The sequence below is a fragment of the Streptomyces sp. NBC_00158 genome (genome assembly GCF_045160885.1).
GTDB lineage: Bacteria > Actinomycetota > Actinomycetes > Streptomycetales > Streptomycetaceae > Streptomyces.
Map to the genome: position 1 here is coordinate 7247922 of NZ_CP108161.1, position 13908 is coordinate 7261829.

18 protein-coding genes are annotated in these 13908 nt (G+C 75.5%); 4 read left to right on the forward strand and 14 right to left on the reverse strand.

Annotation, left to right across the window (positions count from 1 at the left end; genetic code table 11):
* Window positions 1–15 precede the first annotated feature (15 nt).
* Together OG553_RS33170 and OG553_RS33175 are read left to right on the forward strand one after the other, a co-directional pair.
* Complete coding sequence (locus OG553_RS33170) at window positions 16–267, forward strand: hypothetical protein (protein WP_405982539.1); 252 nt, start codon at window positions 16–18, stop codon at window positions 265–267.
* Between the two features lie 66 nt (window positions 268–333).
* Window positions 334–489, forward strand: coding sequence for a hypothetical protein (locus OG553_RS33175; RefSeq protein ID WP_405982540.1), 156 nt, complete (start codon window positions 334–336; stop codon window positions 487–489).
* Window positions 490–504: 15 nt separating this feature from the next.
* Here the strand turns inward: OG553_RS33175 and OG553_RS33180 are convergent, their stop codons facing one another.
* From OG553_RS33180 to OG553_RS33245, 14 genes are all read right to left on the reverse strand, one after another.
* On the reverse strand, window positions 505–807 hold the full coding sequence (locus tag OG553_RS33180; protein WP_405982541.1) for a hypothetical protein: 303 nt from the start codon (window positions 805–807) through the stop codon (window positions 505–507).
* 104 nt (window positions 808–911) lie between these two features.
* Complete coding sequence (locus OG553_RS33185; RefSeq protein WP_405982542.1) at window positions 912–1139, reverse strand: hypothetical protein; 228 nt, start codon at window positions 1137–1139, stop codon at window positions 912–914.
* Window positions 1140–1262: 123 nt separating this feature from the next.
* The gene (locus OG553_RS33190) at window positions 1263–1880 is read right to left on the reverse strand and encodes a hypothetical protein (RefSeq protein ID WP_405982543.1); all 618 of its coding nucleotides are present in this window, start codon (window positions 1878–1880) and stop codon (window positions 1263–1265) included.
* 53 nt (window positions 1881–1933) lie between these two features.
* Window positions 1934–2728 (reverse strand): VOC family protein, encoded by a 795-nt coding sequence (locus OG553_RS33195; protein WP_405982544.1) that lies wholly within the window; start codon window positions 2726–2728, stop codon window positions 1934–1936.
* Between the two features lie 46 nt (window positions 2729–2774).
* A complete protein-coding gene (locus tag OG553_RS33200; protein WP_405983207.1) occupies window positions 2775–5507 on the reverse strand; it encodes a fumarate reductase/succinate dehydrogenase flavoprotein subunit in 2733 nt (910 codons plus the stop codon).
* Between the two features lie 20 nt (window positions 5508–5527).
* Window positions 5528–6286 carry an ABC transporter ATP-binding protein gene (locus OG553_RS33205; protein WP_405982545.1) on the reverse strand — a complete coding sequence of 253 codons (759 nt, stop codon included), beginning with the start codon at window positions 6284–6286 and terminating at the stop codon, window positions 5528–5530.
* Entirely contained in the window at window positions 6283–7113 is an 831-nt protein-coding gene (locus OG553_RS33210; protein ID WP_405982546.1) for an ABC transporter permease, read from the reverse strand. The genes OG553_RS33205 and OG553_RS33210 overlap by 4 nt, the downstream gene beginning before the upstream one ends.
* Window positions 7110–8483: an ABC transporter substrate-binding protein gene (locus OG553_RS33215; protein WP_405982547.1), complete on the reverse strand. Its 1374-nt coding sequence runs from the start codon at window positions 8481–8483 to the stop codon at window positions 7110–7112. The genes OG553_RS33210 and OG553_RS33215 overlap by 4 nt, the downstream gene beginning before the upstream one ends.
* A complete protein-coding gene (locus tag OG553_RS33220; protein ID WP_405982548.1) occupies window positions 8480–8707 on the reverse strand; it encodes a ferredoxin family protein in 228 nt (75 codons plus the stop codon). The genes OG553_RS33215 and OG553_RS33220 overlap by 4 nt, the downstream gene beginning before the upstream one ends.
* Before the next feature lie 83 nt (window positions 8708–8790).
* Window positions 8791–9558: a GntR family transcriptional regulator gene (locus OG553_RS33225; protein ID WP_405982549.1), complete on the reverse strand. Its 768-nt coding sequence runs from the start codon at window positions 9556–9558 to the stop codon at window positions 8791–8793.
* A gap of 212 nt (window positions 9559–9770) precedes the next feature.
* Window positions 9771–10181, reverse strand: a complete 411-nt coding sequence (locus OG553_RS33230) for an STAS domain-containing protein (RefSeq protein ID WP_405982550.1) — start codon at window positions 10179–10181, stop codon at window positions 9771–9773.
* Between the two features lie 110 nt (window positions 10182–10291).
* Window positions 10292–10567: a hypothetical protein gene (locus tag OG553_RS33235; RefSeq protein ID WP_405982551.1), complete on the reverse strand. Its 276-nt coding sequence runs from the start codon at window positions 10565–10567 to the stop codon at window positions 10292–10294.
* A 43-nt stretch (window positions 10568–10610) separates the two neighbouring features.
* Entirely contained in the window at window positions 10611–11549 is a 939-nt protein-coding gene (locus OG553_RS33240; RefSeq protein ID WP_405982552.1) for an NmrA/HSCARG family protein, read from the reverse strand.
* Window positions 11550–11678: 129 nt separating this feature from the next.
* Window positions 11679–12467: a crotonase/enoyl-CoA hydratase family protein gene (locus OG553_RS33245; protein ID WP_405982553.1), complete on the reverse strand. Its 789-nt coding sequence runs from the start codon at window positions 12465–12467 to the stop codon at window positions 11679–11681.
* Between the two features lie 92 nt (window positions 12468–12559).
* Here OG553_RS33245 and OG553_RS33250 point away from each other — a divergent pair, with 92 nt between their 5' ends.
* Together OG553_RS33250 and OG553_RS33255 are read left to right on the forward strand one after the other, a co-directional pair.
* Complete coding sequence (locus OG553_RS33250; RefSeq protein WP_405982554.1) at window positions 12560–12907, forward strand: GntR family transcriptional regulator; 348 nt, start codon at window positions 12560–12562, stop codon at window positions 12905–12907.
* A gap of 50 nt (window positions 12908–12957) precedes the next feature.
* On the forward strand, window positions 12958–13908 hold the full coding sequence (locus OG553_RS33255; protein WP_405983208.1) for a DUF1648 domain-containing protein: 951 nt from the start codon (window positions 12958–12960) through the stop codon (window positions 13906–13908).

The following is a 13908-nucleotide window of genomic DNA, read 5'->3' on the forward strand; positions in this document are numbered from 1 at the left end:
GCGACGATGGCGCGCATGCAGCTCACGAAGCCCCTCCGCGCCCGCGCGGCCGCAGTCCTGGTGGCCGCCGTCGCGGCCGTGGCCGCCCCCGCGGTCACGGCCCCCAACTTCGCCTCGTGCCCGGCCCCCGCTGCGGCCCCGGCCCCCGACTGGCCCAGCGGCTTCGCGACCTGGCTGCCCGACTGGCCGGGCGGCAGCTCCACGGTCCGGTCGGGCTGGGGGCAGGACTTCCCGGACGCGGTCGGGGGCGACGGCGTGCGGATCTGAGGACCGGTGTGCACCGGCTCGTCCGTACGCCCCGGCATGGAACGGCGGCCTCGGGGCGGGCGCCGGGTGGAGAACGCCCGGGTGTGGCCGGCGACGCCCGGCCTGCGACGTGGCGCCGGTGACGCGGGCCCGGTCGTCACGGTGCGCGTCTTCGCGCTGACCGTGCCGGAGGCCGCCGGCGAGGGCGACGGCGAATGCCCTTGCCGACTGGGCCTGCCGTGACGGCGGCGGGGCCGGTCAGCCCGCCGGTGCGGTGACGTCGGGATGGGGGAGCGTGGCCTCGCCCCCGGCGCGCACGGCCAGCAGCACGGCGTCGTGCAGGGTGCGGCTGGCCTCCTCGCTCGGACAGGGGGCGGGGCTCCCCGCGAGGGTGAGCCACTCCGTCGCGCCGCTGTGCTGGACGGCGACGTGGGCGAGGCCGTCGGCCTCGGTCCAGGTCGTGTGGACGTCGAGCTCGCCGGTCAGGAGGACCGACTCCGCGGTCCTCACCCCGCCGCGTCCTGCGAAGACGCCGCGGGTGGTCCATGATGCCCAGGTCATCGGGCCTCCAGGTGGCCGTCCCGTACCGCTACGGGACCTAGGTGGGTGCGGGCTGGCGTGATACCCGGTCTGAGGGTGATATATGCATGCATATCACCCCATTTTTACTCCGGGGGCTGTTCCGCCGGCCGCTCCACCACCCGGCGGGCCGCCTCGTGCTCGGCGGCGGGCGGGGACAGCTCGTCGAGGGTGTCGAGGTCGGTGTCCCGCTCCAGCTCCGTCTCCCACTCCGCGGCGAGCCGCTCCTGCTCCGCGCGCGGCAGCCCGCCCACGGCCTCCCGGTGGGCCGGGTCGAGAGCGGCCAGGAAGCGTTCCACCACGTCCGAGGACATCCCGTACTCCTTGTCGCTGGGGGGGGAAGGGCCGACTGCACCCCCAGCATGCGCACCCCCGCCCGCCACACCCCGCCGACACGACCCGCCACTGCCCCGAACGGCGCCGAGCCCACCGGCCCGCTACGGCAGACCCACCAGGCCCCAGCCGCGGCGGGCCGCCTCGGCGGTCACGCCGCCCCACTCGCCCAGCAGCGCCGCGGACTCCTCGAAGACCTGCGGACGGCGCGCCCAGCCGACGCACTCGGCGGCGAAGGCCTCCCGCAAGGCCTCCAGCCGCGGCCCGGCCCGCCCCCACGCGGCGGACCGTTCCGCCACCGCGCCGGGCGGGCTGACGAGCAGGACCCCCGAGCGGGCGCCGGCGACCTGCGGGGACACCCCGTCGCCGCCCAGCACAGGGTCCCGCGCCTCGTCCGCACCCCAGAGGAGACCGCCGAGGAAGACGTCCACGTCCTCACGCACGGACGTGTCGACCAGGGGACGCATGTCGCCCCACCCCCGGCCCGCGTCCGAGTGGAAGCTCTCTGCGCCCGTGGTACCGAAGAAGCGGTACTCCGCGTACCACGCCGGCTCCGGACCCGGCGGCCAGTTCCAGCCGTCGACGAGCCGACGCCACTCCGGGTGGTCGTCCTCGGCATCCAGTGGCCACACCGCCTCCCCGAGCGCGTCGGCCTGCTCCCCGACGGGGAAGGCGCCCAGCCGTGCCCAGTCCGCCATGTACAGCGTGAGGTCCAGTCCCATGAGCGGGAGGACAGGCGCGGCAGTGCCCGCGCCCCGCACGGTTCTCCGGTCGCTCAGGCCTCGGCGGCGGCCGGGGTGAGGACCACGAAGTCGGCGTTCCAGGGGTCCAGGCAGACCGCGAGGCGGCCGATGCCGTCCACGTCCTCCGGGCCCGTCTGGATGTTGCCGCCGTGTCCGGTGACCGACGACACCGTCGCGTCGCAGTCGGCGACCGCGAACACGGGGTGCCAGTACGGCCGGCCCCGGGTGAGGCCGAGGTGCTCCGCGTCGAGGCGCAGCAGACCGCCGTGCATGCGCTCCTCCGGGAGGCCCGCCGGGGTGATGAGCGAGTACGTGCCCCCGCCGCCCGGCAGCTCCATGTCGGTGAACCGCCAGCCGAGGACGCCGCCGTAGAACTCCCGCGCGGCCGCGGCGTCGCTCGTGAACAGCTCGGTCCAGCACAGCGAGCCCGGCGCGTCCACCAGCTCGGCGCCCTTGTCCGCACCAGGCTCCCAGACGGCGAACTGGCCGCCCTGGGGGTCGCTGTACTGCGCCATCCGGCCCGCGTCGTCCAGCGTCATCGGGGCCACCCGCACCGTCCCGCCCGCACCCTCCACGGCCCGGGTGGCGGCGTCCGCGTCGGCGACGCTGTAGTAGACCATCCAGGCCGAGCGCGCGCCCTGCTCGGTGAGCCTGCCGAGCCCGGCGACGACCTTCCCGTCCTTGCGGAACATCCCGCCCTCCATGCCGCCCATGGACTCGTACGACCACCCGAACACGGCCCCGTAGAAGGCGGCGGCGGACGGGACGTCGGGGGTGCCGAGGTCGAGCCAGCAGGGGGAGCCGGGGACGTAGTCGGTGGTGATCATGGGGCCGGCCTTTCACGGGTCCGATGGCCCCAGCCTGGCACGGCCGTCAGGCCCCCGCGCGGGCGGCGTACGCGCGGACGTCCGCGTCGGGGTCGGCCGTGGCGGCGGCCAGCGCGGTACGGGCTCCGGGGGCGTCCCGGTGGCGGAGCAGGGACAGCACGGCCGCCTTGCGGACGTCCGCGTTGGCATCGGCCAGGACCTTCGCCAGCGCCGGTACGGCCCGCCCCGGCGCGGCCGCCCGCAAGGCCGTCGCCGCCCCGGCCCGCACCTGCCACGCCGGGTCCCCGAGCCCCGCCCCGGCCAGCGAGGCGTACCCGGGCGGGCAGCCGGTGGCGGCCAGCGCCGCCAGGGCCGCGCCCCGCACCAGCGGGTCGGCGTCGTCGAGCAGCGGGTCCAGCGGGCCCGGCGCGGGGTCGCGGACGGCCGCGAGGCCCCGGGCCACCGCGACCCGGACCTCGCGGGCGGGGTCGGCGGCGGCCGCCGCCAGTTCCACGGCGGCGTCCACCGAGACCAGCGCCCGGACGGCGGTGACGCGGACCTCGATGTCGGACTCCGCGAGGGCGGCCCCGTACGCCGCCGCGTACACCCCGGCGTCGCCCAGCCGCAGCGCCCGCAGCACCTCCAGCGCGGCGGCCCGCACCGCCGGGTCGGCGACCTCCAGCGCCGCCCGCAGCCCGGCCCCGAGCTCCGGCCCGGCGGGCAGCACCTCCACGAGCTCGCGCAGCGCGCCCGCGGCGGCGCTCCGGACCTCCGGGGCGGGGTCCCGCAGGCACCCGGCCAGCGCGGGCCCGGCGCCGTCCGGCACGGTCTCCCCGAGGACGGCCACGGCGGCCGCCCGCACCCCGGGATCGGGATCCGCCAGGAAGGGGCGCAGGACCTCCAGGTCCGGGGACTCCTCGGCCAGGGCGAGCAGCCGCAGCAGCGCGGGGCCGGGCCCGGCCGGAGCCGGAGCCGTCGCCGGAGCCGGCCCTGCGGCCGGGGCCGCCGGACGCGCCGCCGGAGCGGCCTCCCGCGGCCCCGCCGTCGCCACCGGGACCAGCTCGACCTCGCCGAGCCACCGCTCCGGCCCCGCCACCGGCGTGAACTCCGGCACCGCCACCGTGTACGGCTCGACCGGCCGCGCCGTGAACTCCATCGCCCCGGACGCCGACTTGCGCAGGTCCAGGTGGTGCAGCCAGCCCGCGTCGTCCTGCTCCGGGTGGTCCGTCCGCTCGTGGTAGAGGCCCCACCGGGATTCGGTGCGGGCCAGCGAGGCCCGTGCGGCCATCTCCGCGCAGTCCCGGATGAAGGACACCTCGGCGCACCGCATCAGCTCGTGCGCGGTCCGCGCCCCCATCCCGGCGATCTCCCCCGACATCCGGGTGAAGGCCTCCACGGCCAGGGACAGCCTCGCCCCCGACTTCGGCGGTGCCACGTAGTCGTTGACGAACCGCCGCAGCTTGTACTCCACCTGCGGCTGCGGCGGCCCGTCCGGGTTGCGCAGCGGCCGGTAGACCAGCTCGTGGGCGGCGGCGACCTGGTCCCGCGGCAGCTCGCCCCCGTACGCCCGGTACCGCGCCGCGTCCGCGCCGGCCAGGTCCCCGTACACGAACGCGCCGATCATGTAGTTGTGCGGTACGCAGGCCAGGTCGCCTGCCGCGTACAGCCGGGGCACCGTGGTCCGCGCGTGGTCGTCCACCCGTACCCCGGAAGCGGAGTGGCCGCCGCACAGGCCGATCTCCGAGATGTGCATCTCGATGTCGTGCGTGCGGTAGTCGTGGCCGCGGCCCTCGTGGAAGGTGCCGCGGGTGGGCCGCTCCGTGCTGTGCAGGATCGATTCGACGGCGGAGACGGTCTCCTCCGGCAGATGGCTGAGCTTGAGGTACACCGGGCCCCGGTCGGAGGCCAGTTCGGCCGCGAACTCGGACATCATCCGCCCCGACCAGTAGTCCGACTCCACGAACCGCTCGCCGTGCCGGTTGACCTGGTAGCCGCCGAACGGGTTCGCCACGTACGCGCAGGCCGGCCCGTTGTAGTCCTTGATCAGCGGGTTGATCTGGAAGCACTCGATCCCGGTCAGGGCGGCCCCCGCGTGGTACGCCATGGCGTAGCCGTCGCCCGCGTTCGTCGGGTTCTCGTACGTCCCGTACAGGTAGCCGGAGGCCGGCAGGCCGAGCCTGCCGCAGGCCCCGGTGGCGAGGATCACCGCGCCCGCCCGCACGGTGACGAACGCCCCGGTGCGGGTGTCGAACCCGGCCGCCCCGACGGCCCGGCCGTCCTCCGGGTGGGTGAGCACCCGTACCGGCATCACCCGGTTCTCGATCCGGATCCGCTCCCGCATCTCCCGCCGCCGCAGCTGCCGGTAGAGGACCTTCTTGACGTCCTTGCCCTCCGGCATCGGCAGCACGTAGGAGCCGGACCGGTGGACCTGGCGGACCGCGTACTCGCCGTGCTCGTCCTTCTCGAACTTCACCCCGTACGACTCCAGGCGCCTGACCATGTCGAAGCCGCGGGTCGCGGTCTGCCGCACCGTGGACTGGTCGACGATCCCGTCGTTGGCGCGGGTGATCTCGGCGACGTAGTCGTCGGGCTCCGCCCGGCCTGGGATCACCGCGTTGTTGACCCCGTCCATGCCCATGGCGAGGGCGCCGGAGTGCCGTACGTGCGCCTTCTCCAGCAGCAGTACGTCCGCACCGCGTCCGGCGGCGGTCAGCGCCGCCATCGTGCCGGCGGTGCCGCCGCCGATCACGAGGACGTCGCAGGACAGCTCGGTCGCGTCGGCGGGGGCGGGGATGGCCAGGGTGTCCACGGGGGTGCCTTTCAGAGGAATTCGAGGATGCGGCGGCGCAGTTCGGCCGTACCCGGCGCGTGCTGCGCGTCGCGCCGGCGCGGATGCGGGACGTCCAGGACCCGCCCGGAGCCGAGCAGGGCGACCCGGTCGCCGAGGTGCAGCGCCTCGTCCACGTCGTGGGTGACGAAGACGACGGTCGCGCCGGTGCCCGCGAGGATGTCCACCAGGAGGTCCTGCATCCCGGCGCGGGTGCGGGCGTCGAGGGCGCCGAAGGGTTCGTCCATCAGGACCGCGCGGGGCCTCCCGGCCAGCGCGCGGGCCAGCTGGACGCGCTGGCGCTGCCCGCCGGACAACTGGTGCGGCAGCTTGTGGGCGTGCTCGGCCAGCCCGACCCGCTCCAGCCAGTCGGCCGCCGACCGGCGCCGCTCGGCGCGCGGGACCCGCCGGATGGCCAGGGGCAGTTCCACGTTGGCGCGCACGCTGCGCCAGGGCAGCAGCGCGTCGTGCTGGAAGACCAGCGCCCGGTCCGAGGCGGGCCGGGTCACGGGCTCCCCGCCCTGGGTGACCCGCCCGCCGAGCGCGGGCAGCAGCCCGGCGAGGGTGCGCAGCAGCGTGGACTTCCCGCAGCCGGAGGGCCCGACCACGGTCAGCAGCTCGCCCGGGGCGATCCGCAGGCTGACGGTGCCCGGCAGGACCGCGCCGCCGGGATGGCCGAGCCGTACGTCCTCCAGGGCGAGTTCGGTGCCCGCGGGGGCGGGCGGGGCGGCGGGCAGGGTGGTGGTGCTCATGCGGCCGGCTCCTTCCGGGGAACGGCGGTACGGGGTGCCGCCCGGCCGGCGCCGGTGCGTACGGCCGGGCGGGGCAGCCAGGCGGTGGCGCGGCGGCCGAGCAGCTCCACGGCGGTGGAGGTGAGCCAGCCGAGGGCGCCGATGGTGGCCATGCCGACGAACACGCCGGGGTAGTCGACGACCGTGTAGTCCTGCCAGGTGCGGTAGCCCACCCCGTACTCGCCGGAGATCATCTCCGCGGAGATCACACAGATCCACGAGACGCCGATGCCCACCGACAGTCCGCCGAAGATGCCCGGCAGGGCGCCGGGCAGGACCACCGAGAACAGCACCCGAGCCCGTCCGCCGCCCATGGTCAGGACGGCCTCCTCCCAGACGGGGGTGAGGGCGCGGACCGCGTGCCGGGTCGAGACGGCCACCGGGAAGAAGGCGGCGGCGAAGGTGATGAACACGATGCCCTGCTCGTTGGTCGGCAGCAGCAGGATGGCGACCGGCACCAGGGCGATGGCGGGCACCGGCCGCACCACCTCGACCAGCGGGCCCAGCAGGTCGGCCGCCCACCGGGAGCGGGCGACGGCCGTGCCGACCGCCACCCCCAGCACCGCGGCGAGCACGAAGCCCACCCCGATCCGGCGCAGGCTGTGGCCCAGGTCCTGCCAGTACGCTCCGGTGCCGGCCCGCCCGGCGAAGGCGGAGGCCACCTCGCCGACCGTCGGGAACTGCTCGAAGCGCAGCCACAGGTTCACGTCGAGGGAGGTCAGCAGCTGCCACAGCCCGAGGGCCGCGGCCGGCGAGGCGGCCCGCAGCAGCCGGCGGCCCGCGCTCATGAGGCCAGGCCCACGGCGTCCTCGTAGCCGATGACGCGGGCGCCCGGGTGCTGTCCGACGTACCCCTTCGCGCCGGCCGGGGTGACGAAGGCGCGCAGCTCGGCGCCGTCCGCGACCCACACCGCCCTGTCGGCGAACCACAGGGTGCCGGTCACCGCGTCCGGGACGTACGCGGCCCGTACGTCGGCCCCCTTGGCCGCCTTCAGCAGCTCCTTCGGGCTGTCGTAGGACGTGGTGGCGGCCGCGCCCTTCAGCCACAGCTCGGACCTGGCGGCGGCCGCCTTCGGGTACCCCGGCCCCGGTACGGCCCGCTTCAGCGGCGCCGGGTCGACGAAGGCGTCGACGTCGACGTCGCCCACCAGTCCGGCGCCCTTCAGCACCGGCACGTCCTCCTTCAGGGCGGCGATCAGCTCGGGGCGCAGCTCCGGGTCGAAGGTGGCGATGCCGTTCGCACCGTTATAGAGGTAGACCACCTCGGCGGGCAGCCCGGTCTCCTTGCCCACCGCCTCTGCGGACGCCACCGGACGCTCGCGCAGGTGGTCGGTGGCGCGCCGCTGCGCTTTGAGGAAGTCGTCGATCACGCCCGGCCGTTCACCGGCGAACTTCTGCCGGACGGTGACCCCGTGGAAGGTCGGCAGGTTCAGCTCGGCCCCGTCGTACAGGGCCTTCGCCCGGCCCTCGAAGGCCAGCTGGCCGGGCCAGGCCACGAACTGCGAGAGCGCGTCCGCACTGCCGGCCTGGAGGGCCGAAGCGCCCACGCTGGGCTGCTGGTTGAGCTTCTGGATGCCCTTGTCGGGGTCGATTCCGGCGCGCTTGAGGGCCCGGACGAGGGTCCCGTCGGCGGCCGAGCCCACGCTCGTGGACACCTTCTTGCCGCGCAGGTCGGCCAGCGACTCCAGTGTGGAACCGGGCGCGGTCACCACGGTGTTGAGGCCGCCGCGCAGGTTGTAGCCGGTGACGGAGACCAGTGAGGTCGGCTGCTTCAGCTCCTTGCCCCGGGCGGCGTTGAGCAGCAGCGGGAAGTCGCCCATCGAACCGATGTCGATCTTGCCGGCCGTCATCTGCGCGGTGATGGGGGCGCCGGTCGCGTAGTCCTGCCAGTCGACCCGGTACGTCACCCCCTCCGCCCGGCCGCGCGCCGCGAGTTCCTCCTCGAAGTAACCGAGGGAGCGCAGCAGCGTGCCGGCGGTGACCGTGTTGATGGTCTTGGACTGGTAGCCGACGGTCACGGTGACCGTCTTCGACGGGCTGCCGCCCGCCTTGCCGCCGCCCCCGTCGGCGCTGCCGCAGGCGGTGGCCAGGGGGAGGAGCAGGGCGAGCGGGACGGCGGGACTGACGAATCTGCGGCTCATCGGGGCGGGGCCTCTCATCGGAGCAGGTAGGGCATGTTGACGGTCACCGCACCGGTGGGACAGCGCGCGGCGCACGGGCCGCAGTACCAGCACTCGTCCACGTGCATGTACGCCTTGCCGTCGTCCTCGCGGATCGCGAGCGAGTCGAGCGGACACATGTCGACGCAGAGCGTGCAGCCGTCGATGCACTTGGACCCGTCGATGGTCACGGGCACGTCGCCGCGCTGGGGGACGAGGGGCATGGCTTCTCCAAGGAACCGCGAGGGAGCGGGGGAACAGAGGGAGCGGGGGAACAGAGGGAACAGGGGGATACGGGGGACGGGACTCAGAGGGAGCGGCGCAGCACGCCGCTCATGGTGATGCGGTCACCGCGGAAGCGGATGAACTCCAGGTCCACCGGCCGGCCGTCGGGCAGACACGTCAGCCTCTCCAGCATCAGCACGGCGGCCCCGCGCGGGGCCTGGAGCACGGCGGCGGAGTGCGCGTCGGCGTTGACGGCCTCCAGCGTGATCTCCGCGTGGCCCAGCGGGCCGCCGGTGAGCGACTCCAGGAGCCGGAACACGTCCGTGTTCTCCAGGTCGCAGCCGAGCAGTTCACCGCCCACGTCCATGGGCAGGTAGGACAGGTCCAGGGACAGCGGCAGCCCGCCCAGCCGGCGCAGCCGCTCGATGCAGAGCACGTCGGTGTGCTCGGGCAGGCCCAGCCGGTGGGCCACCGGCCCGGGGGCGGTCACGGGCCCGACGGTACGGACCTCGTTGGTGACCCTGCCGTGCTCGTGCAGGGTCTCGGCCAGTCCCTGGAGGCGGTCCAGCCCGTGCGGGTACTTCTCGCACACCACCACCGTGCCGACACCGGGCTGCCGGGCGACGAGCTGCTCGCCGCGCAGCAGGTCCAGGGCCTGCCGGACGGTGTTGCGGCTGGCCCGGTAGTCGGCGGCGATGACGTCCTCCAGGGGCAGCACGCCGGCCGGGAAGCCGCCCGCGAGGATCTGGTGGCGCAGCAGATCGGCGAGCTGCCGGGCCTGGTCCGCACGCAGCCGTCGGCGGCGCGCGGCGGCGACCGGGCGGGCGGCGGGGGCGGGTTCGGCTGGCATGGGGAGGAACGTACCGGGAGAGCCCTCCAGGTGGTGTTGCCGCAGTATTGCGCCACCTGACGCCCCATGCGCAGGGCTCTGACCTGGTGTTTCCTCGGGGCAGTGGCAAGATCCGCCACTACGGCGCCCACCATGTGGACCACACGGCGGCCGCGATGCGAACGGCGGCCCGCCGCCCCTCCCGGCGGGTGCGGGAGGCGGCGGGCGGCGGCTCACCCGCCGGCCGGCACCCGGCCCGCACCGGACTGCGTGAACTCGTGCGCGCACCGCGCGCGTTCCGCGAGCAGCCGGCGGAACCCCGCGGTGGCGTACCGGTCGGCGGTGGCCGACGCGGGGCCGGGCAGGCCCGCGATCCGGGCCATCAGCTCCCGGGGCTGCGCCTGCCAGCCGACGACCAGGACCCGCAGGCCCCGGTCCTCCGCTCGCCGGTGCAGGTCCAGCAGGTGGAGCAGGCCGCACGCGGTCATGAGCGGGACTCCGTGCAGATCGACCATGAGGACCCGCTCGCCGGCCGTGACGTGCTCCAGCGCATGCCGCAGGACCGCACCCGACTCCTCGTCGAGCTCTCCGCCCGCGCTGACGAGGACGGTGGTGCCGCGGTACTGGACGTCCGTGGTGATCAATACGTTCCCCTTTCCATCACCCGCGCGGGCGAGGGGCCCGCGGGGCCCCATCCTGGCGCGGCGCCGGGTGGCGGGGGTAAGAGGCTCGCTGACGTTGCTGCCGCGTTTTGTCAGGTTTCGCTCAGGACGGCCCGGGCGGCGACGCGGCCGCGGACCCGGCCGGTGTCCGCGCGGGGCCTACCGGCCCCCAGGACCGTGGTGCCGGTGCCGGGGCCGCGGACCGAGTCCAGGGCGGAGTCGCGCAGGCGCCTGCTGGCGTACCCGTTCGGGCAGGGGACGGGACTCCCCGCCACCGGCTGCCAGGGTGAGTCGCCGCCCTGGCGTACGGTCACGTACGCCAGGCCGTCGGACCGGTCGGTGCGGACCTCCAGCTCCCCCGTCAGCACACCCGCCTGACCGCGCCGGCGAACGGGGCGTCTGCCGGACCGGTCAGAACCGGTCGCGGTGGGCGGCCAGCCAGGTGGCGAAGTCCTGTAGGGCCGGGTTGATGCGGCGGACGGCGTCCAGGTCCCGGGCGCCGGTGAAGGAGGCCTCGCAGTCCGCGTAGAACTGGAACATGTTGCCCGCCTCGTCGGCGCCGGGGAAGCCGAGCCCCCGGAAGGCGTCCGGGGTCAGGGGCCGGTAGTGGACCGGCCGTCCAAGGGCCCCGGTCATGGCCGCTGCCATGTCGGCGAGCCGCAGGTGTTCGCCGGCGATGCTGATGGTGGCGGCGACGAAGTCCGCACCGCCCTTGAAGACGGCGTGCGCGGTCTTGCCGATGTCGTCGACGGCGATGCCCGAGAGCCTCTTCTCACCCATGGGGAAGATCAGCTCCAGGCCGCCGTCCTCCGCCTCCTGCGGCGCGAAGGCGCCCAGCAGGTTCTCCCAGTAGAAGGTGGTCCGCAGGAAGGTGACGGGCACGCCCGCGTCGAGGAAGTACTGGTCCGCCTCCGCCTTGCCGTCGAAGTGCGGCACCTTGAACCGGCCCTGGAGCGTCGGCATCCGGCCGTCGTCGACCGGAATGCAGTGGCGGGTGTCCTCCAGGGTGGACCAGATCGCGTGCTGCACGCCCGCGTGCCCGGCCGCCCGGGCGAGGGCCGCCGCCTGCCGCTGCTCGTGCGCGGCGTCCATGTCCTCCCAGAAGTTGGTCACCAGGTACGCCCCGTACGCCCCTTCGAGCGCGGGACCCAGGCTGTCCTCGTCGTCCAGGTCGGCCGCCACCACCTCCGCCCCGAGCCGCTCCAGTTCCCGCGCCCGGTCCGAACCGGGGTCGCGCGTCACGGCGCGCACGGCGAACTCGCCGTCCCGGTCCGCCAGGACCGAACGGGCCAGGGAGCCCCCCTGCTGCCCGGTCGCGCCGAACACCGTGATCGTCCGCTTCCCGGTCATCGCCGGTCACCCACTCCCGCACGCGTTCCGCGCCCCCGCGGGGGCGTTTCCGCTGCGAAACCTACGGGTGGCGGGCCGGAGCCGCCGACGCCACACGCCGGGCCCGCCCGTATGGCCGCAGGGGCGGGGTCAGCCGGTGAAGGAGCCGTGCCGGCCCGCCCCGGAGGCGAAGCGCGCCGCCCCGGCGCCGGTCTCGCCCGCCCGCAGCGGCACCATGCCGTGCCGCAGCTCGGCGGCCAGCGCCTCCGGCTCGGCCAGGCCGTGCTGCTCACGTACGGAGAGCCGGTCGTGCCGCAGGCACAGCTGGGGGAACGCGGCGATCTCCCGGGCCAGTTCCTCCGCCGCCTCCCGGGCCCGGCCCGGCGGTACGAGGCGGTTGGCGAGCCCCATCGCGTAAGCCTCGGCGGCGGGCACCGGGCGGCCCGTCAGGATCAGGTCCATCGCCCGGCTCTCGCCGATCAGCCGCGGCAGCCGCACCGTGCCGCCGTCGATCAGCGGCACCCCCCAGCGGCGGCAGAACACCCCGAAGACGGCGTCCTCCTCGGCCACGCGCAGGTCGCACCAGAGCGCCAGCTCCAGCCCGCCGGCCACGGCGTGCCCGGCGACGGCCGCGACGACCGGCTTCGTCAGCCGCAGCCGCGTCGGCCCCATAGGACCGTCCCCGTCGGGCTCCACCCGGTTCCCGCGCTCCGTGCCGACGGCCTTCAGATCGGCGCCCGCGCAGAAGGTGCCGCCCTCGCCCCACAGCACCGCGACGCGGGCCTCCTCATCGGCCTCGAACGCCCGGAACGCGTCGGCCAGCAGGGCCGCGGTCGGCCCGTCGACGGCGTTGCGGGCGGCGGGCCGGGACAGCACCACGGTGGTCACGGGCCCGGCGCGTTCGACGCGGACGGCGGGGGCGGGAGGCGGATTCGTCATGGCGGCATTCTCACGCGCCCGCAGGCGGGCCGACCAGAGCCGATGACGCCAATGAGGACGATGACGCCAATGGTGCTAGTCTCATTGGCACCATGCTGCTGAGACTGAACACCGCCGACGGCCGCCCGCTGCACGAGCAGGTGGCCGGCGCGGTCCGGCGCGCCATCGCCGACGGCGAGTGCGGCCCGGGGGACCGCCTGCCCTCCGCGCGGGAGCTGTCGCTGGCGCTGGGCGTCAACACCAACACGGTCCTGCGCGGCCTGCGCGGCCTGCGCGACGAGGGGGTGCTGGAGTTCCGGCGGGGGCGGGGCGTGACCGTGGCCGCGGGGGCGGACCGGCGGTCGGCGCTGCTCGACCGGGTGCGCGAACTCGTGGGCGACGCGGCGCACCTGGGGTACAGCAGGTCCGATCTCATCGAAATCATCAGGGGGTTGCCGTGAAGGGCGTGCAGAGCGGGAAGGGCGGGAAGGGCGGGAACGGTGTCAACGGGATGAGGGGCCGCCCGCGCTCCGCCGCGATGTGGGTGGCGGGGCCGTCCGCGGTACTCCTCGCAATGCCCTGGGCCGCGAGCGGCCGGCTGCCGGACCGGCTCGCGACCCACTGGAGCCTGGACTCCGCCGCGCCCGACGGCTCGATGCCGCTGTGGGCCGCAGCCGTGTTCCCGGCGCTCGTCTGGGCGGCCCTCGCACTGCTCACCGTCGGCATCGCCCGCTCGCGCGGGGGCGCGGCGCCCTACGCGACCCTGCCGGCCGGGGCCGTCTTCCTCGTCGGCGCGCAGGCCGGCGTCGTCCGGGCGAACCTGGACCTCGCCGACTGGCACCAGGCGCGGTCGGTGAACCTCGCCGTCGCCGTGGCGCTCGCGGTGGCGGCCGCCGCGGGACTCGTCGGCCTGCTGGCGGCCCGGAACGGCTCCGCCCCGGCCCGCCGGCCGGCGGGAGCCGCGCCGGGCATGGAGATACCGGACGGCGAGACCCTCGTATGGCTCTCCCGCACGGCGAACCCCTGGCTGCTCGCCCTCGCGGCCCTGACCGGAGCCGGCGCGGCCGCCGCCGCACTGGCCGCCGCGGCGGGCCTGGTCGCGCCGCCGTGGGCCCTCATCGCACCCCTGGCGATCGCGTCCGTCGCGGTCCTGGCCTGCTCCTCCGTACGGGCCCGCGTCAGCGGGCGCGGCCTCGAAGTGGCCTTCGGCCCGCTGGGCCTGCCGGTGCGCCGCTGGCGCGCCGAGGACATCGAGTCGGCTTACGCGGAGCACCGGACCCCCGCGCAGGTCGGCGGCTGGGGGTACCGGCTCAGCGGCAAGGGGACGACGGTGATGCTCCGGGCCGGCGAATGCCTGGTCGTCCACCCCCGCCGGGGCGCCGACTTCGCCGTCAGCGTCCCGGACGCGGAACGCGGCGCCGCCCTCCTGAACTCCCTGATCGCCCGCACCACCCCGGCCTAG